Source organism: Haladaptatus litoreus (genome assembly GCF_900156425.1).
In the GTDB taxonomy this organism is placed as follows: domain Archaea; phylum Halobacteriota; class Halobacteria; order Halobacteriales; family Haladaptataceae; genus Haladaptatus; species Haladaptatus litoreus.
In genome coordinates, this window is the sequence record NZ_FTNO01000001.1 from 1,087,175 (window position 1) to 1,109,049 (window position 21,875).

The 21,875-nt window shown below is 57.4% G+C and carries 27 protein-coding genes; 10 read left to right on the top strand and 17 right to left on the bottom strand.

Going from position 1 to position 21,875, the window contains the following annotated elements:
* The first annotated feature begins 2 nt into the window (after positions 1–2).
* The 5 genes from BW974_RS05690 to BW974_RS05710 all read left to right on the top strand — a co-directional run bounded on the left by BW974_RS05690 (position 3) and on the right by BW974_RS05710 (position 3,801).
* Entirely contained in the window at positions 3–1,154 is a 1,152-nt protein-coding gene (locus tag BW974_RS05690) for an ABC transporter ATP-binding protein (RefSeq protein ID WP_076428792.1), read from the top strand.
* Positions 1,124–2,488 (top strand): ABC transporter ATP-binding protein, encoded by a 1,365-nt coding sequence (locus tag BW974_RS05695; protein ID WP_076428794.1) that lies wholly within the window; start codon positions 1,124–1,126, stop codon positions 2,486–2,488. The genes BW974_RS05690 and BW974_RS05695 overlap by 31 nt, the downstream gene beginning before the upstream one ends.
* Positions 2,489–2,564: 76 nt before the next feature.
* The gene (locus BW974_RS05700) at positions 2,565–3,059 is read left to right on the top strand and encodes a hypothetical protein (protein WP_076428796.1); all 495 of its coding nucleotides are present in this window, start codon (positions 2,565–2,567) and stop codon (positions 3,057–3,059) included.
* Positions 3,056–3,511: a hypothetical protein gene (locus BW974_RS05705; RefSeq protein ID WP_076428798.1), complete on the top strand. Its 456-nt coding sequence runs from the start codon at positions 3,056–3,058 to the stop codon at positions 3,509–3,511. The genes BW974_RS05700 and BW974_RS05705 overlap by 4 nt, the downstream gene beginning before the upstream one ends.
* 32 nt (positions 3,512–3,543) lie before the next feature.
* Positions 3,544–3,801: a hypothetical protein gene (locus BW974_RS05710; RefSeq protein ID WP_076428800.1), complete on the top strand. Its 258-nt coding sequence runs from the start codon at positions 3,544–3,546 to the stop codon at positions 3,799–3,801.
* A 2-nt stretch (positions 3,802–3,803) separates the two neighbouring features.
* Here the strand turns inward: BW974_RS05710 and BW974_RS05715 are convergent, their stop codons facing one another.
* The 5 genes from BW974_RS05715 to hpt are packed head-to-tail and all read right to left on the bottom strand — an operon-like array spanning position 3,804 to position 5,768.
* A complete protein-coding gene (locus BW974_RS05715) occupies positions 3,804–4,016 on the bottom strand; it encodes a hypothetical protein (RefSeq protein ID WP_076428802.1) in 213 nt (70 codons plus the stop codon).
* Between the two features lie 8 nt (positions 4,017–4,024).
* A complete protein-coding gene (locus tag BW974_RS05720; RefSeq protein WP_076428804.1) occupies positions 4,025–4,552 on the bottom strand; it encodes a hypothetical protein in 528 nt (175 codons plus the stop codon).
* Positions 4,553–4,555: 3 nt separating this feature from the next.
* Positions 4,556–4,807, bottom strand: coding sequence for a hypothetical protein (locus BW974_RS05725; protein WP_076428806.1), 252 nt, complete (start codon positions 4,805–4,807; stop codon positions 4,556–4,558).
* Positions 4,808–4,852: 45 nt separating this feature from the next.
* Positions 4,853–5,200 carry a hypothetical protein gene (locus BW974_RS05730; protein ID WP_076428808.1) on the bottom strand — a complete coding sequence of 116 codons (348 nt, stop codon included), beginning with the start codon at positions 5,198–5,200 and terminating at the stop codon, positions 4,853–4,855.
* Position 5,201: 1 nt separating this feature from the next.
* Entirely contained in the window at positions 5,202–5,768 is a 567-nt protein-coding gene (gene hpt / locus BW974_RS05735) for a hypoxanthine/guanine phosphoribosyltransferase (RefSeq protein WP_076428810.1), read from the bottom strand.
* Positions 5,769–6,272: 504 nt separating this feature from the next.
* Here hpt and BW974_RS05740 point away from each other — a divergent pair.
* Positions 6,273–7,277 carry a homing endonuclease associated repeat-containing protein gene (locus BW974_RS05740; RefSeq protein WP_076428812.1) on the top strand — a complete coding sequence of 335 codons (1,005 nt, stop codon included), beginning with the start codon at positions 6,273–6,275 and terminating at the stop codon, positions 7,275–7,277.
* 14 nt (positions 7,278–7,291) lie between these two features.
* Here BW974_RS05740 and BW974_RS27130 read toward each other — a convergent pair whose 3' ends face one another.
* The 3 genes from BW974_RS27130 to BW974_RS05755 form a co-directional block, all read right to left on the bottom strand.
* Positions 7,292–7,654 carry a type IV pilin domain-containing protein gene (locus BW974_RS27130; RefSeq protein WP_084186199.1) on the bottom strand — a complete coding sequence of 121 codons (363 nt, stop codon included), beginning with the start codon at positions 7,652–7,654 and terminating at the stop codon, positions 7,292–7,294.
* Positions 7,655–8,163: 509 nt separating this feature from the next.
* Positions 8,164–9,333 (bottom strand): bifunctional phosphopantothenoylcysteine decarboxylase/phosphopantothenate--cysteine ligase CoaBC, encoded by a 1,170-nt coding sequence (gene coaBC, locus BW974_RS05750; RefSeq protein ID WP_076428816.1) that lies wholly within the window; start codon positions 9,331–9,333, stop codon positions 8,164–8,166.
* Positions 9,334–9,433: 100 nt separating this feature from the next.
* Positions 9,434–11,356, bottom strand: coding sequence for an ABC transporter ATP-binding protein (locus tag BW974_RS05755; protein ID WP_076428818.1), 1,923 nt, complete (start codon positions 11,354–11,356; stop codon positions 9,434–9,436).
* Between the two features lie 130 nt (positions 11,357–11,486).
* Here BW974_RS05755 and sugE point away from each other — a divergent pair, with 130 nt between their 5' ends.
* A complete protein-coding gene (sugE, locus tag BW974_RS05760) occupies positions 11,487–11,810 on the top strand; it encodes a quaternary ammonium compound efflux SMR transporter SugE (protein WP_076428820.1) in 324 nt (107 codons plus the stop codon).
* Positions 11,811–12,133: 323 nt separating this feature from the next.
* Here sugE and BW974_RS05765 read toward each other — a convergent pair whose 3' ends face one another.
* A complete protein-coding gene (locus BW974_RS05765) occupies positions 12,134–12,871 on the bottom strand; it encodes an FAD-binding protein (RefSeq protein ID WP_076428822.1) in 738 nt (245 codons plus the stop codon).
* Positions 12,872–12,925: 54 nt separating this feature from the next.
* A complete protein-coding gene (locus BW974_RS05770; protein WP_076428824.1) occupies positions 12,926–13,246 on the bottom strand; it encodes a C2H2-type zinc finger protein in 321 nt (106 codons plus the stop codon).
* A gap of 166 nt (positions 13,247–13,412) precedes the next feature.
* Between BW974_RS05770 and BW974_RS05775 the strand changes: the two genes are divergently transcribed.
* A complete protein-coding gene (locus tag BW974_RS05775; protein ID WP_076430253.1) occupies positions 13,413–13,943 on the top strand; it encodes an SRPBCC family protein in 531 nt (176 codons plus the stop codon).
* 32 nt (positions 13,944–13,975) lie between these two features.
* Here BW974_RS05775 and BW974_RS05780 read toward each other — a convergent pair whose 3' ends face one another.
* The 5 genes from BW974_RS05780 to BW974_RS05800 all read right to left on the bottom strand — a co-directional run bounded on the left by BW974_RS05780 (position 13,976) and on the right by BW974_RS05800 (position 18,956).
* Positions 13,976–14,833: a DMT family transporter gene (locus BW974_RS05780; RefSeq protein WP_076428827.1), complete on the bottom strand. Its 858-nt coding sequence runs from the start codon at positions 14,831–14,833 to the stop codon at positions 13,976–13,978.
* A gap of 66 nt (positions 14,834–14,899) precedes the next feature.
* The gene (locus BW974_RS05785) at positions 14,900–15,616 is read right to left on the bottom strand and encodes a GNAT family N-acetyltransferase (RefSeq protein ID WP_076428829.1); all 717 of its coding nucleotides are present in this window, start codon (positions 15,614–15,616) and stop codon (positions 14,900–14,902) included.
* Between the two features lie 108 nt (positions 15,617–15,724).
* The gene (locus BW974_RS05790; RefSeq protein ID WP_076428831.1) at positions 15,725–17,071 is read right to left on the bottom strand and encodes an alkaline phosphatase family protein; all 1,347 of its coding nucleotides are present in this window, start codon (positions 17,069–17,071) and stop codon (positions 15,725–15,727) included.
* An 82-nt stretch (positions 17,072–17,153) separates the two neighbouring features.
* Complete coding sequence (locus tag BW974_RS05795; protein ID WP_076428833.1) at positions 17,154–18,266, bottom strand: DHH family phosphoesterase; 1,113 nt, start codon at positions 18,264–18,266, stop codon at positions 17,154–17,156.
* A 156-nt stretch (positions 18,267–18,422) separates the two neighbouring features.
* The gene (locus BW974_RS05800; protein WP_076428835.1) at positions 18,423–18,956 is read right to left on the bottom strand and encodes an inorganic diphosphatase; all 534 of its coding nucleotides are present in this window, start codon (positions 18,954–18,956) and stop codon (positions 18,423–18,425) included.
* A 213-nt stretch (positions 18,957–19,169) separates the two neighbouring features.
* On the opposite strand from BW974_RS05800, the gene BW974_RS05805 reads away from it, so the two are divergent.
* Complete coding sequence (locus tag BW974_RS05805) at positions 19,170–19,526, top strand: PadR family transcriptional regulator (protein ID WP_076428837.1); 357 nt, start codon at positions 19,170–19,172, stop codon at positions 19,524–19,526.
* On the opposite strand, the gene BW974_RS05810 is transcribed toward BW974_RS05805, so the two are convergent.
* Both BW974_RS05810 and rnhA read right to left on the bottom strand, forming a co-directional pair.
* The gene (locus BW974_RS05810; protein ID WP_076428839.1) at positions 19,523–20,125 is read right to left on the bottom strand and encodes a DUF7108 family protein; all 603 of its coding nucleotides are present in this window, start codon (positions 20,123–20,125) and stop codon (positions 19,523–19,525) included. The two genes, BW974_RS05805 and BW974_RS05810, sit on opposite strands and share 4 nt — an antisense overlap.
* Entirely contained in the window at positions 20,118–20,711 is a 594-nt protein-coding gene (rnhA, locus tag BW974_RS05815; RefSeq protein ID WP_076428841.1) for a ribonuclease HI, read from the bottom strand. Before rnhA ends, BW974_RS05810 begins: the two co-directional genes overlap by 8 nt.
* 129 nt (positions 20,712–20,840) lie before the next feature.
* Between rnhA and BW974_RS05820 the strand changes: the two genes are divergently transcribed.
* The gene (locus tag BW974_RS05820) at positions 20,841–21,806 is read left to right on the top strand and encodes a transcription initiation factor IIB (RefSeq protein ID WP_049970822.1); all 966 of its coding nucleotides are present in this window, start codon (positions 20,841–20,843) and stop codon (positions 21,804–21,806) included.
* The last annotated feature ends 69 nt before the right edge of the window (positions 21,807–21,875 follow it).

The following is a 21,875-nucleotide window of genomic DNA, read 5'->3' on the forward strand; positions in this document are numbered from 1 at the left end:
ATATGTCACTGCTAGAGGTAAACGACCTTTGTGTTCGCTACGACGCCGGAGACAAGCAGGTTCACGCTGTCGATGGTGTCACGTTCAACGTCGACCACGGCGAAACCTACGGACTCGTCGGTGAATCGGGGTGTGGAAAAACGACGCTAGCCAAATCACTCATCCACCTACTCGACTCGAACGGATACGTCGAGAGTGGTGAAATCTGGTTCGACGGAACGCTTCCCGAATGGGAAGACGAGAACGGAAACGCGCGACAGGAGATAATTGACGACGACCGATACCCGGTCAGAGCAGACGGAAAGACCGACCTCGCAAAACTGGACAACCAACAGATTCGAGACGTTCGGTGGCGTGACATCGCGCTCATTCCACAGAGTGCGATGAACGCGCTCAACCCGGTGTACAAAGTCGGCGACCAGATTACGGAAGCGATACTGCGTCACGAACCGGGCACTCCCGTAGCGGAAGCGGACGAACGCGCTCGCGACCTCATCGAACGCGTCGGTATCGAACCCGACCGCGCGGACGACTACGCCCACCAGTTCAGTGGGGGGATGAAACAGCGCGCCGTTATTGCGATGGCGATGGCGTGCAACCCGGACTTGCTCATCGCGGATGAACCCACGACAGCGCTCGACGTTATTATTCAAGACCGTATCCTCGAAGAACTCGAAGCGCTTCAAGACGAGTTCAACGTCGCCATCCTCGTCGTGAGCCACGACATCAGCGTCATGGCCGAAATCTGTGACCAACTTGCGGTGATGTACGGCGGGAAGATGATGGAGAGCGGCCCGATGGGTGAAGTGCTCAACAACGCCGCAAACCCGTACACGCTCGGGTTGAAGAACTCGTTCCCGACGGTCGAAGAGGAACAACAGGAACTCATCTCGATACCGGGGTCGCCACCGACGCTGCTCGACCCGAACGATGGCTGCCGATTCGCACCGCGATGTCCGTTCGTCGTGGACGAATGTCATTCGGCACATCCACCGGGATACGACGTTGAACAGGCGGAAGGAGGACGGCGAACGGAAGCGGGTTCTCCCGATATGCACCGGTCGGCTTGCTATCGAATTGACGACCTCGAAACGATGCGCACTGACGCGCAAAAGGAAGAAACATGGCATCAGAACACAACGCAGACCCACTAGTAGAAATCGAGAACGTCTCGAAGTTGTTCGACCTGTCGGTGGGTGTCGTCGACCGACTGCTCGGAAAGGAAGCACAGCCAGTTCGGGCAGTTCAGAACGTCGACCTCACCATCAACCGTGGCGACATCATGGGTATCGCTGGCGAATCCGGTTGCGGGAAAACCACGCTCGGAAAACTGCTGGTAAAGCTCTACGACCCGACGGAGGGAACGATTCGCTTCGACGGCAGAGACGTAACCCAACTCTCACGCGAAGACCAGAAGGTGTTCCGCCAGCGTGTCCAGATGATATTCCAAGACCCGTTCGAGAGTCTGAATCCGCGGATGACCGTCTTCCAGTCCGTCGTCGAGCCGTTGAAAATAAACGACATCGGAGACGGTTACCAAGACCGGCGGGAGCGGGTCATCAAGGTGCTGAACGACGTAGGACTCTCGCCCGCGGAGGCGTACCTGAACGAGTTCCCGAAGGAACTCTCGGGTGGGGAGCGCCAGCGCGTCGCGATTGCGCGTGCGCTAGTCGTCAATCCGGATTTCGTCGTCTGTGACGAACCCGTGTCGATGCTCGACGTGTCGATTCGAGCGGGCGTGCTGAACCTCATGAAGGAGCTTCAGGACGAGTACGGACTCACGTACCTGTTCATCAGTCACGACCTCTCCCTCATCAGATACATGTGTGACCGAACGGCCATCATGTACCTCGGGGACATCATCGAACAGGGGCCGACGAGCGAAGTGGTGACGAACTCGAAACATCCCTACACGGAGGCGCTGTTCGACGCAGTACCGGAAATCGAACCCGACGCGGAACGACGCCGAGCGAATGTCACCGGAGAGGTTCCAGACCCGCGAAATCCGCCGAGTGGCTGTCGGTTCCACCCGCGGTGTTCGAAAATCATTCCACCGGAGGACTGGACTGGTAGTCAGGATGCGTTCCGGCGAGCGTTCCAATTCAAGCGCCGCGCGGCGATGGGCGACCTAGACGTCGAAGAAATCGACGCCGACGAACAACGCTCGGCCGTTGACCAACTGCTCGCGTCCGGACTCGCGTTGGAACTGCCGGAAGAACACCGTAACGAAGCCGAGAACAACGGGAGAGTCAATGTGAAGTCACTCGACATGCCTCGGCAAGCCGAGAATGCGCTCCGGTCTGCCGCTCGTGACCTCATCGAGGGGAACGAAGAAGACGCCATGGAGCAACTCAATCGGGAGTTCCAGACGGTGTGCGAACAGCAGCATCCGGAACTCAGACAATCCGGCGACCAGATTGCGGCCTGTCATCTGTTCGAATCGTCGGCGTCGTCCCCGAAAACGGTTGCACCGGACGCCTCCGACTGACGTCTCCGACATCGCCTTTTTCGTCACCGAGGGAAACTCTTACGGTACTGATACACATAACCACAGTCATATCTTCATGTCGAATTCACGTACCCGCTCCGCCCTCCGGCCGAAACAACCGCTTCTCGTCGGTGCAGTCGTCGTCACTGCGCTAGTTACGGCGTGGTTGTTCGTTCCGACCATGCAGGGCCATCTCGCGACGATGAACAGCGGTAGTGTCGATGTGACGGCGACGGAGTACGCCGTCACGGACGACGATGAGCATCTATCCACGACGCTTCAGATACACAATCCGACGGGACGAGACATCGTCTTTGCGAGTAGTATTCTCCACGCACACGATGGAGACGTGCAGTTGACGGATGGAACGACGACTTCGTTCGACGAAATCCGGATTCCCGCTGGTAAAACGGTCGAGACGACGATAGATATCGATTTGGACACAGAGCGGGCGTCGCAAGCGAAGACCGCAGTCCAGTCGGAGTCGGTGACACTCTCGGGAACGATTCGGGCCGAAATCGGTGACAAGGACGTTTCGATACCGGTTCGGCCCGAGGAGGGTGGACGATGACCGAAACGGCAACCGAGTGGACGGGCGATAGCGCCCAAGGAAACATTCGACGCCGATACTGGCTGTCGGCGCTCGCAAAGGGTGTCGTTACCGGTGCAATCGGGGGAATCGGCGCGTTCACGTACAACATGTCCGAGCTGATGGTCGCGCCGATTGACCCACTGTTGGTGTTGGGTATCACCGCGCTCGCGGGAGTGTATGCGCATCTGCTCGCAGACGGCCTCCACGAAAGCATTCGCGTCGGACTCATCGGCTTCTTTACCGGGGGTATCACGATGGTCGGTGTGTGGGTCGCTCCACTGTGGATTCTCTCGTATACCAATGGCGCACGCGACCTTCTGCTCCCGCAGCTGACCGGAACTGCGGTCACGGCCGCGATTATCGTCTACTCGTCGGTGTTCCTCGGTGCATACCTTTCAGCGCTGACAATCGACGCGTATGCCTCAACGTAAGGGTTTTGTTCTGTGCGTTTGTAGACGGGTCTGTGTCGAAAGACGTTCCTACGCGCGAGCGCTCAGTTCGAGAGCGTGGCACATTCGCAAACCACGGTGACGACCCGACGCTGGCCAGTTACCTCTCGTCGCTTTTCTTACTGCTCTCGGTACCGTCGTTCATTCTGTTGGCATATGGCGGTCACTGGTACGGTCTGTACGAATACGACACGATACTGCTCGTGTTCGGCGGCCTGCTCGTCGGGTCGATTGCGCTCACGTTCACCATCATGCACGTCGTGACCCGATAGCGTCAGAAACCACTGTTTCGTAAGGACAGATAGAACAGGACACCCATCGCCGCGACGAGGAGACTGAACTCCAATCGGGAGGCTGACTGCTCGCCGGAGACGAAAAACAACACCAAACTCGACAGTCCGAGCAGTGTGGCAAGGCCGAACAACAGCATCGTTAGGTTCGTCTCGTCGGTCAACCAGTAGAAAACCCGGTCACCAATGTCGTCCATGATGGTGTCTAAAAGAGCATCTCTTCGTAGACGCACTCGACCGGTTCGAGGACGAGTTGGAGCGCGAGCGTGTACGTCGTGAGCGCGAGTTTCGAATCGGCGGTGAACGCCGTCGCTTCGTCGCGCCATTCGGCGACACTGGCGGCAAACCTGACGTGGGAATCGTGAATTGTCATAAGCCACTCAGTTGGAAGTTCGTCGTGGTTCCCCTTATACGTCACCCGAAAGAGGTATTTAAACGTTGCATCCGTTCGCCCGCTAATATCTTCGCCCGCCTGTAGTTCGGGGAACTGTGGCGTTCCGAACAACTGCGTGAGTCGATAGTACGGAATGCCGATATTGTCGGTTTGGGAGGCGTCGCGCTCACCGCTGATGTACGCGACAACATTCAGGTCGTCGCGTTCGCGGACGTTGTCTTCGACTAGTACGTCACCGTCCGCTCGGCGAGCCTCGATTTCCGCCTGCGGAATCGACTCGACGACGATGTCCTGAAGTTCACTGAAATCCGGTGCCTCGGGATAGTTTCGGATGTCCATAGCTTAGTAGGCGAAGTAGTTGAAACCGCGCCAGCCGGCGTAGCCGATGACAAAGAAGACGATACCGGTGACGAGAACGATGAGCGATTCACCCGTACTCATCGTACTCTCCATCTGCGGAATCAGTTTGAAGTACAGCGATATGCCGAACAGAACGTATATGTACCCGATAATGACACCCAACAGAGCTACGACTATCGACAGTAACCCGACTGGGCCTCGAAGCGACCGAGGGACACTATTTTTTAACGCCATGGTTTGTGCTACTGTGGCACAAGCATAAAACTTCTGCAATGAGGCTTACTCGTTGTCGTCCGTGTCGCCCTTTCGCGCTTCGAGATTCTCCAGACCGTCTCCGGAGAGAGGCGACATCTGTTCGTCGAACTCACCATCGCTCGATTCCTGCTTGGATTTCGCGGCCGCATCCCGCCCGGCGAAATAGGCGGAGACGAACTTCTCTTTGTTCTCGCGCAGGGTGTATCCTATCCAGATAAGTACGATACCGGGAACGACTCGGAAAACGGACGCTGGCGAGGTTATCCCATACGTGCCCGTGACGACAGTCCCGTTGAGCGCGTCACCCACGAGGAGCGCGCCCGTCACGAGCGTGAACGTCGACATCATCGCCAGGAACTGACGGGTGAACATCTCAGCCGTCGCCGTGTTCGTCCGCGATGACGACCTCGCCGTCCACTACGTCCACGTTGATGAGCGTCTTGACCTGATAGTCGGTGCCGTCCAGTTCGTTCGCGCCGACCTTCTTGATGACGGCACAGACGTCTACGACTTCCGCGCCGATGTATTCGAGTGCCTCGGTGACGGCCTTCATCGTGCCGCCGGTGCTGAGCACGTCGTCCAGCAGGAGGACGCGGTCGCCCTCATCGACGTTGTTGATGTACATCTCGTTCTCGGAGTAGCCCGTCTGCTGGGAGAGTGCGACTTCGCCTTCCAGCCCGTACTTTCGCTTGCGGATGACCACCAGCGGAATATCGGTCATCAGCGAGACGGCGGTCGAGATGTGAATCCCCATCGCCGCGGGCGTGACGATTTTATCGACGTTCTCCAAATCCGCCTTGCGGATGATTTTGATGACGATTTCCCGCAGAAGGGTCGGTTCGAGCATCGGAATCCCGTCGCTGATGGGATGGACAAAGTAGTGGTATCCGTCTTTCTCGATAATCGGGGCTTCGAGAAGCGACTGCTTCAACTGGTCCATGCTGGGGATATTCAACCCAGCAGTAAAAGGTGATGGTATCGCCTCCGAGGGTGTGAGTTGGAGATGGAGAGAATGGGTGATGTGATTTTATGTTCTGTTGAGTGTGGGTTGTTCCCTTGAACCAGTGCTGAAGCGTTTGACGAGTCGTGACTTCTGCAGTCGTCACATCACTAAATTCACTGTCTCGAAAACGCCACACCGAGTATCAACCACTCTTCGGAACTACTTTCACTTTCACTGCGGGTAAGGCTCATTTCTTTTACTCACCCGACCCTCTGAGCAAATGCGGGTGGGAGAGACCCGCACTGCAGCAAATCGGTTGCCAAAACCCCTACTCTGACCCAGCAGGGTTCGATTTGTTTCCACGCCCCCTCCCCGGGGGGTCGCTCCTGAAATCATGGCTGACGGCGTTTTTCCTATCGAGTAGCGGTATTCGAGAGGGTCATTTTCCCCTCTTCGAGCGAGAATTTAAATACGATAGTCGTAATAGTCATTAGTGACTACATGGCGAGCAAACTGTTCGTTGAACAGTTGATTTCGGATTTACAAGCGTTTGCAGAGGAGTTGGATGAGGTACCGACACAAACCGCAATGAACGCCCGTGGGCCACATTCCTCGACACCGTACTACAACCGATTCGGGTCGTGGAACGAAGCACTGCGAGCCGCAGGGTTCGAAACGAACCACGAGAACGGAATTTCGAACGACGAGCTGATTCGCGCGCTCCGGGAGTTGGCCGATGAGTTAGGTCGTCCGCCAAAGTTTGAGGAAATGAACGAACACGGAGAGTATTCGGCCCATTCATACTTCCGTCAGTTCGGTTCGTGGCCGAAGGCGAAAGAGGCCGCAGGCCTTGACCCGAAAACGACGACCAGCCGGAGGATTTCGCGTGACGAACTGGTTGAGGAATTAGTTGAGTTGGAGAGTGAATTAGGGAAAACGCCTTCTCAAGAGGATATGTGCGAACACGGTCAGTACTCACATCGACCATATTATCGGGAGTTTGGATCGTGGGAGGATGCGCTCCTGTCTGCTGGAATTAACCCAGAACACGAGCTTGGGATTCCCAAAGAGGAACTTATAAAAGAGTTACAGAGGTTAGCTAACTCTCTTGGCAAAACACCGACATGGATGGAACTAACGGAACACGGTCAGTTTTCTATTTGGCCATTCCTTCGGGCGTTTGGCTCATGGAACGATGCACTTCGGGCCTCAGACCTTGCAATCAACAAAGCGCACGGTGTTCTAGATGGTGCAATTGACTATGGGCCGAATTGGCCGGAACAGCGTAAACTTGCACTAGAGAGTGATAGATACGTTTGCCAAGATTGCGGGATTTCAGATGATGAACAGCGAGAGGCAACTGGTGAAGGATTACATGTGCATCATCTGAAAAAGAGGAGAAAGTTCGATAGCTACAAGAAAGCAAATCAATTGAAGAATTTGATTTCATTGTGTCGGTCTTGCCACTATGTATGGGAAAGTAGTTCGTTGAAAAAGAAAACGTAGATGATTGAACCTGTTTACAGTTCGTGCGTTTCGGAGTAGATCACCGTTGAACGTCCGTCCGCCTCAGCAGTGACAACTACTTTAACTCGGTCACTGTTTTCAAACTCATCTGAAGCACTGAATTGAGTAAATGTGTGAGATTGACCGATGCTATTCAGTTCTTCAGTGGAACTAGCATCCGGATCTGCTGTGTCAGAGACTGCCACCGTCAGGTTGGTTCCGTCCTGTTGTTCTGAGGTAAACGTCACATCAATAGTGTTTTCTTGCGCATTCGCATCAACGCTCACACCCGCCTGAACGTTGCTCTGAACGCTGTCACCAAGACCCATCACGAACGTTCCTATCACGGCAGCTAGAATTACCGTAATAGCAACCATTAAAATTACACCAATTACTGGTGAAATAATCTTCTTTCATTTTTAAATTCGATGAATATTTCTTTGAGTGTCATGTGTTGTGTTCTCCTGCGACGCGCGTTTTCATCACTGGCGGCGAACATCCATGCTAAATATCTCGACAGGTAAATTTTAATGTCGAATTTGGAATATCTTTGCCCCCGATTCAATTCGCTTTCTTCGGATGGTAAGCGCGTTATAACAGGCTTTGATACTCCTCCCTAATAAATATATGGCTGTCTATATCCATGTATTAGAATATGATGATTCATAGACGGCAAACCGTATTTGAAAAATTAGAACTACTGAAATAATACTGTGAGTCTATTTCCACCTTCGAGACATATACACCGCCCGGAATCAGGACTTGTGGGAGTATTGCTGGCGAGCGGTTCGATTCCGGTTCCGGCGAGGGATACGGAGCGAAAGATTGCGAACTGAAAACGCAGTGAAACTGGACACCTGCTACATCCACGGAAGTCGTGATACAGCTATTCAGTCTTCGATAACTCCTCTGCGACTTCTTTCGTTACGCGAATTCCCAGTTCTTCTTTGCTCCCACTGTATTTCCGAACGCTATTGTCGCGGACGAACAGCGTTCTCGTTTCGTCTTTACCCATCACGCTCGCGTCGTTCGCCACGACGAACGAACACCCTGCACGGGTGAGCGTTTCGCGGGCGGCGGCGACCATCGCGGAATCATCGCCGCTGGTTTCGGCCTTGAAACCGACGATTGGGAGGTCAGAGTGGTTCTCCCGAACCGTGTCGATGAGTTTCCGCGTCGGTTGTAAATCGAGCGAGAGGTCTTGCCCGGAGCGAATTTTTTGGTCTGCCGTGTCAGCGGTGTAGTCGCTGATTGCGGCCACGGAAATCAACGCGTCGGCCGGAAACGCCGTCACGAGGTCGTTCACTGCGTCCGTCATCTCCTCAGCGGTTTCGACCCGCACGCCAGTTGCGTAGGGCACGTCCGGCGCGTCGTGGACGAGTGCGACGTTCGCGCCCGCGACGTAGCAGGCGCGAGCGACCGCTCTGCCCGTTTTTCCCGAGGCGCGACTGGTCAGCACCCGGACTGGGTCGATGGGTTCGCTCGTCGCGCCGCTGGTGACGACGATTCCTTTCCCAGAGAGGGGCTGGTCGCCGGTCGCTCTCGCCACATCGAGCGCAATCATGTCTTCGGTGGCGATTTTCGCTTTGCCCTCCTCGATTCGCGGTTCGACGAAATCGACGCCCCACGACTCAACGCGCTCGATTGCGTCCAAAACGCCGGGATGGTCGTACATCGGTTCGTGCATTGCTGGCGCGATGACGACCGGAACGTCCGCGCCGAGCGCAGTCGTCGCACAGGTCGTTACCGGTGTATCGTCCACTGCACCCGCGATTTTCCCGACCGTGTTCGCCGTCGCTGGCGCGATGAGGAATACGTCGGCCCACCCCTCGCGGCCACAGAGTTCAACGTGTTCGACCTTGCCCGTGATTTCGGTGACGACGGGGTTGTCGGTTGCGAACTCGACGGCCCACGGATGGATGATTCCCTGCGCGCCGTTCGACATCACCGCCCGGACGTTCGCGCCTCGCCTGCGCAGTTCGTGTGCCAACTCGACCACTTTCACCGCTGCGATGCTTCCCGTCACCCCCAACGCCACGTTCACTCCGCTAAGCATTACCCGCTACTGGGTTCGGTAGCCCGTAAAAGGTAACTGGTTCGACCCTTGATTCAGTTCGAATCCTCGTCCGGTTTGGATTCGGTTCGATTCTTTCGGTTCAGTTCGACCCCTGATTTATCTGATTCGCGCTCGCCCGTCGGGACGCTTCCTCCACGAACTCGGTCGAAAGCGCGTCGATTTCGCCCGCCTGCACCCGCCAGAGGTCTGCGTAGAGGCCGTCGTTGCCCAGCAGCTCTTCGTGGGTACCGCGTTCCACGATTTCCCCGTCTTCGACCGATATAATCGTGTCCGCACCTTTCACCGTCGAAAGGCGATGAGCGATAATGAACGTCGTTCGGTCTTCGGTGAGTTTGTCGAGACTGCGCTGGATGAGCATCTCCGTCTCGGTGTCCACCGCGCTCGTCGCTTCGTCCAGCACGAGCAGTTCGGGGTCGGCCAGAATCGTCCGCGCGATGGAGATTCGCTGGCGTTGGCCGCCGGAGAGCTTTACGCCACGTTCCCCGACACGCGTGTCGTAGCCCTCAGGGAGGTTGGTGACGAACTCGTGGGCCTCCGCGGCTTTCGCGGCGGCGATGATTTCCGCTTCTTCCGCGTCGAACGCTCCGTATCTGATGTTCTCTTCTACTGTTCCGTCGAACAGGAACGTATCCTGTCCGACGTAGCCGATGTGTTCGCGGAGGCTTTCGACGGTCAAATCTCGAACGTCGGTTCCGTCCACTCGAATTTCGCCGCCCGTCACGTCGTAGAGGCGCGGTAGGAGTTTACAAATCGTGGATTTTCCGGCCCCGGTCGGCCCGACGAGGCCGACCGTTTCGCCGGGGTCTGCGGTGAAGGTTACGTCGTGAAGGACTCGCTCGCCGTCGTCCTCGTAGGCGAAATCGACATGCTCGTAGTCAACTCGGCCGTCCACAGAATCGAGTTCGACCGCGTCCGGACTGCTGGTGATGGCGGGCGGAATCGACATCAGGCCGAAGATGCGCCGCGAGGAGGCTTTCGCGTCCTCGTATCTGTCCACGACTTCGCTCATCTGCGTGAGCGGTTCGACCATGCGCTGGGTGAGCAGGAGGAAGATGACCAAATCCCCTGAGGTGAAATTGCCGGAGAACCAGAGTATAGGTCGGTCGGAGAGAAGCCACAAACCGCCCGCGATGAACGTGGCGATGAACGCTATCGAGGTGAGCAGTTGCAGACCGGGGCGATAGATGAAGTTCATCCGGAGCGCCTTCCAGTCGCGTTTGAAATACTTGTAGGACGCCTTTCGCACGCGCTCGTCCTCGAACTCCTCGGTTCCGGCGGTTTTGATGACTTCGACGCCCGCGAGGTTGTTTTCCAATCGCGTGTTCAAATCCCCGACCGACGAGCGGATGTCGGCGTAGAACGCTTCGATTCGACGCATGAACCACCAGGTGAACAGGGCCGCGATTGGGATGACGGCCAGCGTAACGACCGCCAACTGTGGGTTCCGCCAGAACAGTATTGCGCCGATGCCGATGACGAGAACGACGAGTTGGATGGCACTCCCCATCATATTGTCGAGAAACAGTTCGAGGCGGTTCGTGTCGTTGTTCAGGATGCTCATGAGTTCTCCCGTTTTGTGGTCGTCGAAGAACTCCATGTCGAGTCTCTGCATCCACTGATACGTTTCCGTCCGAACCTCGTGTTTCACGCGATGGGAGAAGAGATTGAGGCTTGATGAACGCGCGAAGTTGCTGAAAGCGCCGAATACCATCGCAATCGCCATGATTTGAACAGAGAACCAGAACTGCCCAATCGTGGTCGGTGGAATCCACGTTTCCGGCAGAAGTGGAAGTGAGAACGGTCGTTTGTCATCGAAAACAGCATCCAGCGCGACGCCAAGAACGACCGGCGGAACGAGCGCGAGAAATCTCGCAGAGATGCTCGTCAGCAGGCCAATAATAAACCAGTGAATATGGTCGTCCCCATACTCGGTGAACAGCCGAAACATCGGTCGTTCGACCGATTCCCCCAATTCGTCTGGGTCTACCTCGTTGTCACTCATTTTCCTCGCTCATTTCGTAGACGGTTCAGAACAGATTGATAAAGTCACTTGGATTTCGGCAGAGTGGGAGACAGCCCCCAATTCGAACTGAAACGGAATACACTCCACGTGTCCGTTCCAAACCGAACCAATGTCGTGGAAGATTCTGATTATCGCCGGACTGTTCGAAATCGCGTGGGCAATCGGGCTGGAATACTCGGATGGCTTCTCGAAGTTCTGGCCCTCTGTCGGCACGGTTATCGCCCTCGTCATCAGCATGGTACTGCTGGCGGAAGCGCTCAAAACGCTCCCCGTCGGCACTGCCTACGCGGTCTGGACGGGCATCGGCGCAGTCGGCACCGCGACCCTCGGCATCGTTCTGTTTGAGGAGTCCGCGGAGTTGGTTCGGGTCGCCTTCATCGGCCTCATCGTCGTCGGCATCGTCGGCCTACACCTCTCGTCTGGTGGACACTGAGTCGAGCAAGAGATTGGTCACGAAGCCGAACCAAACCGCGGTGGCGTGGGGAGGCGGTTTCATTGGGGTCGGCATCAGCTAGCAGCGTAGCAGTGAATGAGTGAGACGTGGCCAGCTGCTTGACTCCAAAATAACCGCAACCGCACCTCGTCCTCCCCAACCTCTTCCCTCATTCCGGACGAGGTTTGCTCGTCTGGGTTCTCGTTTCGCTTCGCTCACGAGACCGCCGTTCGGTCATCCCTCACTTCGCGTTTCTCGCACGCGCCGAACGAAACAAGTGAGGTTTTACAAAATCGCACTTTTCCCGCCGACTAACGCACTTCTCATTCCATCTCTTCGACGAAACTCGGATGCGGAACGGGCGTCTCGTCTTCCCACTCCTCGACGTACTTTCGAAGGCGGTCGTGCGCTCGGCGGGCGCGGCGTTGGCGTTCGTCCTCCGAAATCTCCTCGCAACCCACCGGTACCTCGCGGTCGCGGTTGGTGAAGTAGCCCTCCGGGGCGACCCAGTCGTGGTAGAAATCGGGGTCGGCGTCGTGAACCACGGTGAGTCCGACCTGCGACCCGTGACCCGCAGAAACGATTGCTTGGTGGTACTTGTCCGCCAGTCGCCCGGCGGCGTAGAGGCCATCGACGCCGGTTCGTCCCGTGTCGTCCACAGAAACGAACTGCTTGCTTCCCGACTGCTCGAAATCGAGGCCGAGTCCGTCGAGGTAGTCGGAATCCGACCACGACGCCGCGATGATTCGGTCTGCGTCGATGGTTTCGTCGTCGGTTTCGACCGAAAATCCGTCGCCATCCTCCGCGTGTCGCACGTCCGAAACCGTCGCGTCGAGTCGGGCGCAACCGGCGCGTTCGGCCTGTTCTTCCAGCATCAGACAGAACAGGCGCGAGTCGATTCCGGCGGGGAAACCGGGGAAGTTTTCCAGAATCGCGTTTCGGTAGAGAATCGAAACCCCGTCGTTCACGACCAGCGTGTCGAGGTCTGCGCGGGCGGTGAAGGTGCCGGCGGAGAGTCCCGCGACACCGCCGCCGACGATGACGACATCGTAGCGTGTCATGGTCGGAGGTTGCTCGTCGGGTGGTATAAACTGCAGTGTTGGCGGCCGACGAGGTTAGGAATCGTCTTCGTCGGAGTCGGAATCCGAATCACCCTCGTCCGAGTCAGAATCGGCGGTTTCGGGACGAACGTCGGCATCGCTATCGGACGGCCCTGCCGCCTCGGACGGCTCCGCTGCCGACGGGGAGTCGTTCGTTTCCTCGGTGATAGACCCGGTTGACGCGCTGGCATCCGACCCCGCCGCCGCGGCGTCTTCGCTCGCTTCGTTCGGAGCAACGTCGTGGGAGTCTTTCAGATGCTCGTTCAACTGCTCTTCTCGTTCGAACGATTCGTCGCACTGTCCACACGAAAATTCGTTCGCTTCTGATTCTGCCATGCCCTACGCTTTTCGCGGTAGCATTGAAAGGATTCTACTGGCATATGCAACCTCGTCTCCCGTTGTCGCTCTCGATTACTGATTTCGAGTGGTACGTCCGACCAAATACGACCACCGTCCACAGTTCGCCGGAATGTTTACTTTCAGTCCCACAGAACCGAACGGTGTGGATTCAGTCGAACTCAGCACCGTCGTCTATGTGCCGCCGGAGGAGGCCTACGAGTTCCTCATCGACTTTCCGGGCTATGCGAACTACTCGGAACACCTCACCGGAGTCACCCGCGAGGGCGACGGTGGGCCGGGGACGGAGTACGACATTCACCTGAAATGGTGGAAGATTCAGTACACCGTGCGCTCCGAAGTGACGGAATTAGACCGACCGAATCGCATCGACTGGAAGATAATCAAGGACATTCACGCCCACGGTCACTGGCGAGTCGAGGAGGTTCCCGAGGAAGCCCCCGAGGGCAAAGAAACCGCCTCACGGGTGTGGCTGTCCATCAATTTCGATGCGGATTCTGCAGACAGCAGTATGCTCAACTTGCCGATGTTCGTCTCGATGGGGTGGGTCGTGAACAAGGTGAAACCGCTCGTGTTGAAGGAAGCAGAGCGCGTCGTGGAGCGAATCGTCGCGGATTTGGAGGGCGAAAAACGCGACGTGAATCTCGTGGTTCACGACAAACCGGGTTCGGTCTAATTCCAGTTTGATTGCAGTTTTCGACCGTCTCTTCATTCGATTTGCACCAGCAGAACGCCGAGGAGTACCAACCCACCGCCACCGACCGTCACCGCAGTAATCGGTTCCGCGAGGATGGCCGCCCCAAGAAGAAGCGTCACCACGGGTTCGACGGTGCTGACGATGCTCGCTCGACTCGCCCCGATTCTGTCGATTCCGGCGAAGAACGTGAAGATGGGAATCGCGGTGGCGATGACGGCGATAGCGACGACGATTGCCCACTCGGAAGTCGCGCCGGGAACCGACAGTTCGCCCGTAACCGAGCCGAAAAACAAGTATACGCAGGCTGCCGCCGGGAGAACGTGGGCCGTCAGTTGGTCTGCCGGAACGCTGTCCAGCGCGACCCGACCGACGGTGATGTACCCCGCGTACACCACAGCGCCGACGAGAACGATGACGATTCCGCGGGGGTCTGCGCCCGCCGGGTTGCCACCCGTGATGAGCGCGACGCCGGAGAGGTCGAGAACCAACGCGGACGCGGTTTTCGAGGTCACGCGCTCGTCGAGGACGAGCGCGGACAGCACGACGACGAAGACGGGATAGGTGTAGAGCAAAATACCGACGAGTCCGGCGGTCATGAACGACAAGGCCCAGAAGTAAAGCCCGCTCATCAGCGCGTAGCCGAACGCGCCGAGGCCGAGTCCGATGGCCAAGTCCCTGCCCGAAAACCGGCGGAGTCGCCCGCGAGCGGCGAGTCCCGCCCAGACGAGTACGGTAGCGAGCAGAAATCGAAAGAAGAGAACAGTCGGAATCGACAGTCCGGCGTCCGCCGCGAGTTTGCCGAAGATGCTGAGAGTGCCGAACCCGACTGCAGAGACGACGACCAGCAGAACACCGACTCTGTCGCTCATTCATCCCGGGTTTTGCAGTTCGCTGGTAAAACAGATTCGCAAGCGGTAATGGAAACTCGTCTGAAGTCACTCGAAACAGACCAGCGTTGCAGTCGCAAACCGCTCGAAGCCGAGTCTTTCGGCCAGTGCGACCGACCACGGCCATTCGTCTGCGGTGCGGTACTGTGGGACCAAACTCCCTGCGAGTGCGCGTTCGGTCATGCGAGAGACAACTGCACGACCGTTCCCTTCGCCACGGTGGTCTGGATGGGTCACAACCGCGATATGCGCGACAAAGTCGTCCCACACTTCGTATCCTGCGATGGCAGCGAGAGCATCGCCACGAAACAGACCTATCGTCTCGCCGGGGGCAAACGGCGTCCCACCGTTTGCCCATTCCTCGTCTGGAATCGCCATTCGAAATCGGTTGTACGCTGATTCTTCCACTGGCGTCAGTAGCCGAGCGTTCGAGGAAACAGGAGTGAACGATTCGCTATCCGCGTAGCCGTAAAACGTTGGGCCGAGCACCTGCGTCACCGAACCGAACCGTTCGAACCACTCTCGGACAGATTCGGCGTCCGTACAATCGAGGGATTCTACGGCGGTGGCTTGTTGACGAACAGATTCAGCGAGCGATTCGGGAGCCCCGACCACGAGGGAATCGCCGCAGTGAAACAACTGGATGCCGTCCTCTGCCGCGACGCCGACTGTGGCTTGCCCACGGTCGAACGCGGCCTCATCGACACCGAGTCGGTCCGACCAGTACTTGCGGAGAGCGGAATCGGTTCGCGGAGCGAGAGTCATACTCCGCTAATGATTATCGGACAGATATAATTTATTGGAACAGACTCCCCAGTCGTTTTCTGAGGAGTCGGAAAAACCGAGGAGGCCGCAGAAATCGAACTCTCGATTTCAGGCCAAACTGCGCCCGTCGAGTTCGCTCGCGGAGTATTCGACACCCATCAGGTCGAGAATCGTCGGCGCGATGTCGAGCAGGTCAACGTCCTCCGGAATGGTCACGTTCGAATCGTCCACGAACAGTGATGCGTTGTCGAAGCTGTGCATGCCGTTTCGCGGGCCGACGCCGAACACGTCGTCGTGGCCCTTGAATCCGGCTTTGAGGTCGAAGCCGTGGTTCGGGATGGCGACGAGGTCGGGAGCGATATCCTCGTGGTCGCCGTGGAAGGCGTCTTCCTTCTTGACGACTTGGGCACAGACCTTTTGGCCGTTCGGCCCTTCGAGATTTTCGAGCATCTCTTTGAGTTCGGCTCGTTTGTCCTCGTATTCGCTCTCGGGAACGCTTCCACGCGGTTCGCGCCCTTCGAGGTTGATGTAGAACCGACCCGGAATGAGCGAGTAGGCTTCCGTCTCGTCGGCGATGTCGCCGAGTTCCTCGTGGTCGTCGTCCTCGTAGGAGAGCCAACCTTCGTCCGCGAGCCACTGGTTGAAGTGAACCTCGTGGTCGAGACTGGTGAAGCCGTGGTCGCTCGCGACGACCATCGTCACGTCGTCTGCGAGTGCGTCACGGAGTTTGCCGAGGTATTCGTCCACCTTTTTGTAGAAGTCGATGAACTCCTGTTTGTACTCGCCGTCCTCCTCGTAATGTTTGAACAGGAAGTGGTTCACGCGGTCGGTCGTCATGAAGACGCCGAAAAAGAGGTCCCAGTCGTCTTGGTCGATGTAGTGGCGGAACGCCTCGTAGCGCGCTTCGAGCGTCTCGTGGGCGTTTTCGATGAACTCGGATTTGTCCTCTTTGTGTCCCAACTTCGCGTTCGCGTCGATGCGATAATCGATGGAATTCAGGTAATTTCGCAGTTCGTCCGGGTAGGCCGCCTTGTCCACGCCGGGCGAGAGGAATCCCGAAACCATCCGTTGGACGTTTCGCTGTGGCGGGAACGTCACGGGGACGTTCATCACAGTCGCGTCACGGCCCGATTCTGCCACGCGGTCCCAGATTCGCGTCGCCTGCACGTCCCGACCCATCGGAACGTAGGTGTCGTAGGAACCGACTTCGCGGTCTTGGAAGCCGTAGACACCCGTCTGACCGGGGTTGACACCCGTCGTGAGGGCGGGCCAGCAAGCGGAGGACTCGGGCGGGACGATACTGTCTATTGCACCGGCGCTTCCCTCCTTCGCGAGGGACGCGATGTTCGGGAACTCCGAGGCGTTGTCTTTAAGAAAGCTATACGGCACGCCGTCGATACCAAAGAAGGCTACCCGGGGGTCGTCATCTCCACGGAGCCTATCGAAGAGACCCATACGCGGCCCTACCACAGGCGGCTACAAGAACCTTCGTTTCCGTGGTACACAGTGTCGAACCTACGAACACCTGCTGTCAAACCTACGAACTCTCGAACGCAGTGAACAACGCTTTGCGCGTGCTCGCGTCGATGAGCGAATCCAGCGTCGTTGCGTGTTCCCCATCGACCTGTGCGAAGATTCCCAGCGGAACGCGAGCGGTCGCGGCGTCCGTGTTCCCGCCGGTCGTTTCGCTCGCGTCGAAGGCGGTATCGAGGATGTCAACCGCGCTAGTTCGAACGTCTTCCGCCCGGCAGGAGATAACGATGGTTTCCTCGTGGATACCGAACACCGACGCGGTGGAGACGCCTTCCAGCCGGAGCAAGGAATCCGCGGCCTCTTCGAGCGCGCTAACCGAGGGAACCACGCCAACGTTCGTCACGGCGAAACTCGCCCGGCGTTCTCGGTTTGCGATGGCCTCCCCGAGGACATCGAAGGTGTCACCGCTGACACCCGGCGAGCGCAAATCCTCGATACGGCCCAAATCCGCGAACGCGTGCAGGAAGCCTGCGGCGTCGTAATCGTTTTTTCCGTTTGCGCGCCGGAACTCCCGGGTTCCGGCACGGATACCGTACAGCAGTGCCGTGGCGACTCGCTGGTCGGGAATCAGTTCCGCGTCCCGAACCAGTTTCGTGACGACGGTCGAAGTTGCCCCGTCGTCGGTTCGCGTGACGGTCAGAATGTTTTCTTCCGCGGTCGGGCGGTGGCGGATGACGCCGATGACCGGCGGGTTGTTCGCCAATCGGGGAACCGCACCGCCGCCGCCGACCGCGATTGCCGCGTCGCAGTCGGCCAGTTCGTCACCTCGCTCGTCGATGGTCGTCAAATCCACGTCGAAGATGTTGCAGAACGCTTTGCTGTCCTCGCCGGTTACCTCGCCTTCTGCGGCAATTCGGCCCGCGACGCCCCAATCCTTACACAGGGCTTGCAAACCGACTGCGGACGCTAGCGAGTCGATACTCGCACTCTCGGGAACGACGAGTGCAACCCGGTTCTGCCCCGCGACGGTGTCCTGAAGTCGGTCGATAGATGCTTTCTCGGTTTTACCGCGAAGGGAACGAAACTGAACGGCGTAGAGGATGCCGCCGCCGGAGAGAACCAACAGCAGTGCTGTAAGCACGACGGGCAGATTTTCGGTGAGGACTCCGACGGGCATTAGTATCGCATAACTGCCGTATGGAGTAAATCATCTCGGCTGGATTACTGTAGCAGTTATAAGACAAGTTTTGTGTGGGAGGAGATTCGATTAACGATACAGCTCGTATCACTACCGAACGACGCCGTCGAAAAATACGAAATCGGAGAGCGACGATTACGCGAAGTTTTCGTTGTAGAGGTCTTGTGCGTGTTCGATTGCGTCGAGTGCGGACTGTTTGTCCTCCCAGCCCTGCGTCTCGACTTCCTTGCCTTCTTCGAGGTTTTTGTAGGTCTGGAAGAACTCGTCGATTTCGTCCTTTTGCTGCTGGGTGATGTCGTCGACGTCCTCGATGTGGTCGAAGCGCGGGTCTTCGATTGGAACGGCGATGACTTTGTCGTCCTGTTCACCGTCGTCGTCCATCTTCATGAGGCCGACCGGGCGAACTTCGATGACACAGCCGGGGAACGTCGAATCCTCTACGAGGACGAGCACGTCGAATGGGTCTTCGTCGTCGTAGTAAGACTGCGGGATGAACCCGTAGTCACCGGGGTAGTGAACGTTGCTGTGAAGCACGCGGTCGAGCATGACGCCGGGGATGTCCTTGTCGTACTCGTACTTGTTCCGGTCGCCTTTGAGACACTCGACGACGGCGTAGATTTCTTCAGGCGCGTTCGGTCCTGTTTCCAGGTCTTCCCAGAGATTCGTCATGGGTCGTTTGCGACTGCACGGGAAGACCAAAAAGTCCTTTCGGCATCGACTCAAACCCCATTGCATCGCTCGATGAACCACCCAAAAACGAAACACACCTCCGCAATCGACTTGTGGTATTCCCGAGTAAAATCGAGCGAAAGCGGAGAGAAACACCAAGAAACTTGAGAAGGGTTAAATATCTCGGTTACATATTTCGTCCTGTCAAAGCCAATGTCAGAGGCACAAACACTCACCGAAAGCAGTACCGCCCGCGACCTCACCGCTTTCCAGCGTAACATCCTCATCGTCCTCACCGAGGAACCGATGTACGGTCTCGCTATCAAGCGTGAACTCGAAAACTACTACGACGAGGAAGTGAACCACGGCCGTCTCTACCCCAACCTCGACACCCTCGTCGAGCGCGGACTGGTCGAGAAGAGCGAACTCGACAAGCGCACCAACCAGTACGGCCTGACGCAAGCGGGTCTCGAAGCGGTCGAGGACTCCTTTGCGTGGTCGCTCTCGAAGTTCGTCACGGACGACGAACGCGCAGAGCAGGTTCGCGCGCTAATCGAAAAACACAGCTAAACGCAGTTGAACACGAGTTCGACTGACGTTTCGACAACCAATTTTTGTTCGTCCGTGGGCCACGCGTTCCGCGGAAAATACTCCGTACAGAACTCAGTGACTTCCTCATCCGTCGCCGACTCTACCGGCCGGGCGTAGTGGTTGCTCATGAAATCGGCGAACGCCTCAGCATTTGCGCCGTGAACGTCACCGTGTTGCTCCCGAACCGCCGCCGCAACTGCGCGGTTGTGGGCGTCTATGTCGTCCCAATCGTCCGGGTCGCCGGGACCGTCGAGCGGGATTTCGACCGCTCGTTCGGTATCGTCGATTCGTTCGACCTGAATCGTACCACCCTCTAACCATTCGTCGGGATGGAGGACGAGAACGCTCCGCGTCTCGTCCTCCCGCACACGCGCGACGAAATCCTGTTCTGCGAGCAGTGTTGCGCGCTCGTTTCGATAGGCGTCGGCCTCGTCGCCGTCGGCAGTGCGTGCGAGATGGGTTAGTCGTTCCGCCTCTTCGACGGTTTCCATCGGCAGTTCGGATTCGTCCAGCGATTCTGCTTCGTCTCCTGATTCCGGTTCATCAGATGCTTCCGGTTCATTCGGCAAGTCAGCCATCGTCTAACGCCTCGTTTACCAACTTGTCCGCGCGCTCGTTTACTTCCCGCGGAACGTGTTTGAGCGACCATTTGTCGAACCCGTCGAGCAGTTCGCGGGCGCGAACCCGCCGTTCGCGGAGTTCCGGGTCGTTCGTCTTCCACGCGCCGGTTACCTGTTTGATGGCGAGTTGGGAATCGCCCTTCACGTCCACGGAATCGAAGCCGTAGTCGCGGGCCGTTTCGAGTCCGGTGATGAGCGCGTCGTACTCGGCTTGGTTGTTTGTCGCGCGCCCGATTCGCTCGTTTCCTTCCCCGGCGATTCCGTCGCTGGTGACGATGACCCACCCGATTGCCGCCGGGCCGGGATTGCCGCGACTCCCGCCGTCGAAATAGAGGTAGGCGTGGCCGCCGGAATCGCGGAGCAGGGCTTCGATAGATTGCGGATTCGACCCTTGAATCACGAGTTTGTCGTCGTAGGCGATGGCGATTGCGTCGTTATATCTGGCCCGCCAGTGTTCGTACTCGCTCTTTCCATCCGAGATGACCACCCCGGCGTCGGCGAGCGTCTCGCGCGCCTCGTCCACGTCACACTCGATGACTGGCATTGCAAGTCATTCGTCTGTGGGCGAGTAAACAGGTTCCGGTGCGGGGAGGAACTGTGGTACCGGTTGTCAAGTATATATGGCTTTTGCCCAAGGCTTTAAGTGAATAGAAGTTACTACTATAAAAGTGCGATGACACGGTCTACTCGCCAGCGGGAGCGCCAACTTGAAGGGGAGCAAACGGCGAACGAACGAGAGGGAGAGCGTGCTTGTCCTGAATGTGGGTCCGAAAATTTAGTAAAAAGCAACGACCGCTCCGAACTCATCTGTGACGACTGTGGGTTGGTCGTCGAAGAAGAAAAGATAGACCCCGGCCCGGAATGGCGTGCATTCAACCACCAAGAGCGCCAACAGAAATCTCGCGTGGGTGCACCGACCACGCAGACGATGCACGACAAAGGGCTGACCACGACCATCGACTGGAAGGACAAAGACGCCTACGGTCGATCTATTTCTTCGAAAAAGCGCAGTCAGATGCACCGACTGCGCAAATGGCAGGAACGAATCCGAACCAAGGACGCGGGCGAGCGAAACCTCCAATTCGCCTTGTCCGAAATCGACCGAATGGCCTCCGCACTCGGCGTACCGCGGTCAGTACGCGAGGTCGCGTCCGTCATCTATCGACGGGCGCTCAAGGAGGACTTGATTCGGGGGCGTTCCATCGAGGGGGTTGCGACGAGCGCGTTGTACGCCGCCTGTCGAAAGGAGGGGATTCCGCGAAGTCTCGAAGAAATCTCGGAGGTATCGCGCGTCGAACGAAAAGAAATCGGACGAACCTATCGCTACATCTCACAGGAACTCGGCCTGGAGATGAAACCGGTCGACCCGAAAAAATACGTCCCGCGGTTCTGTTCTGAACTCGAACTCAGCGAAGAAGTGCAGTCGAAAGCGAACGACATCATCGAAACCACTGCCGAAGAAGGATTGCTCTCGGGCAAATCGCCCACAGGCTACGCCGCCGCCGCGATTTACGCCGCGTCGCTTCTCTGCAACGAGAAGAAGACCCAGCGGGAAGTCGCCGACGTCGCGCAGGTGACGGAAGTCACCATCCGGAACCGGTACCAAGAACAGATCGAAGCGATGGGAATCCACAGCTAAAATCGCTCGCTTTTTTACAGTTTGCTCCCCCTGAGCGTCTGCCACTGCTTGCATCGCTCGTCTTTTCGT

Coding starts and splice junctions, on each gene's coding strand:
- BW974_RS05690 (WP_076428792.1), top strand. CDS start 3: ATGTCACTGCTAGAGGTAAACGACCTTTGTGTTCGCTACGACGCCGGA.
- BW974_RS05695 (WP_076428794.1), top strand. CDS start 1,124: ATGGCATCAGAACACAACGCAGACCCACTAGTAGAAATCGAGAACGTC.
- BW974_RS05700 (WP_076428796.1), top strand. CDS start 2,565: ATGTCGAATTCACGTACCCGCTCCGCCCTCCGGCCGAAACAACCGCTT.
- BW974_RS05705 (WP_076428798.1), top strand. CDS start 3,056: ATGACCGAAACGGCAACCGAGTGGACGGGCGATAGCGCCCAAGGAAAC.
- BW974_RS05715 (WP_076428802.1), bottom strand. CDS start 4,016: ATGGACGACATTGGTGACCGGGTTTTCTACTGGTTGACCGACGAGACG.
- BW974_RS05720 (WP_076428804.1), bottom strand. CDS start 4,552: ATGGACATCCGAAACTATCCCGAGGCACCGGATTTCAGTGAACTTCAG.
- BW974_RS05725 (WP_076428806.1), bottom strand. CDS start 4,807: ATGGCGTTAAAAAATAGTGTCCCTCGGTCGCTTCGAGGCCCAGTCGGG.
- BW974_RS05730 (WP_076428808.1), bottom strand. CDS start 5,200: ATGTTCACCCGTCAGTTCCTGGCGATGATGTCGACGTTCACGCTCGTG.
- hpt (WP_076428810.1), bottom strand. CDS start 5,768: ATGGACCAGTTGAAGCAGTCGCTTCTCGAAGCCCCGATTATCGAGAAA.
- BW974_RS05740 (WP_076428812.1), top strand. CDS start 6,273: ATGGCGAGCAAACTGTTCGTTGAACAGTTGATTTCGGATTTACAAGCG.
- BW974_RS27130 (WP_084186199.1), bottom strand. CDS start 7,654: ATGGTTGCTATTACGGTAATTCTAGCTGCCGTGATAGGAACGTTCGTG.
- coaBC (WP_076428816.1), bottom strand. CDS start 9,333: ATGCTTAGCGGAGTGAACGTGGCGTTGGGGGTGACGGGAAGCATCGCA.
- BW974_RS05755 (WP_076428818.1), bottom strand. CDS start 11,356: ATGAGTGACAACGAGGTAGACCCAGACGAATTGGGGGAATCGGTCGAA.
- sugE (WP_076428820.1), top strand. CDS start 11,487: ATGTCGTGGAAGATTCTGATTATCGCCGGACTGTTCGAAATCGCGTGG.
- BW974_RS05765 (WP_076428822.1), bottom strand. CDS start 12,871: ATGACACGCTACGATGTCGTCATCGTCGGCGGCGGTGTCGCGGGACTC.
- BW974_RS05770 (WP_076428824.1), bottom strand. CDS start 13,246: ATGGCAGAATCAGAAGCGAACGAATTTTCGTGTGGACAGTGCGACGAA.
- BW974_RS05780 (WP_076428827.1), bottom strand. CDS start 14,833: ATGAGCGACAGAGTCGGTGTTCTGCTGGTCGTCGTCTCTGCAGTCGGG.
- BW974_RS05785 (WP_076428829.1), bottom strand. CDS start 15,616: ATGACTCTCGCTCCGCGAACCGATTCCGCTCTCCGCAAGTACTGGTCG.
- BW974_RS05790 (WP_076428831.1), bottom strand. CDS start 17,071: ATGGGTCTCTTCGATAGGCTCCGTGGAGATGACGACCCCCGGGTAGCC.
- BW974_RS05795 (WP_076428833.1), bottom strand. CDS start 18,266: ATGCCCGTCGGAGTCCTCACCGAAAATCTGCCCGTCGTGCTTACAGCA.
- BW974_RS05800 (WP_076428835.1), bottom strand. CDS start 18,956: ATGACGAATCTCTGGGAAGACCTGGAAACAGGACCGAACGCGCCTGAA.
- BW974_RS05805 (WP_076428837.1), top strand. CDS start 19,170: ATGTCAGAGGCACAAACACTCACCGAAAGCAGTACCGCCCGCGACCTC.
- BW974_RS05810 (WP_076428839.1), bottom strand. CDS start 20,125: ATGGCTGACTTGCCGAATGAACCGGAAGCATCTGATGAACCGGAATCA.
- rnhA (WP_076428841.1), bottom strand. CDS start 20,711: ATGCCAGTCATCGAGTGTGACGTGGACGAGGCGCGCGAGACGCTCGCC.
- BW974_RS05820 (WP_049970822.1), top strand. CDS start 20,841: ATGACACGGTCTACTCGCCAGCGGGAGCGCCAACTTGAAGGGGAGCAA.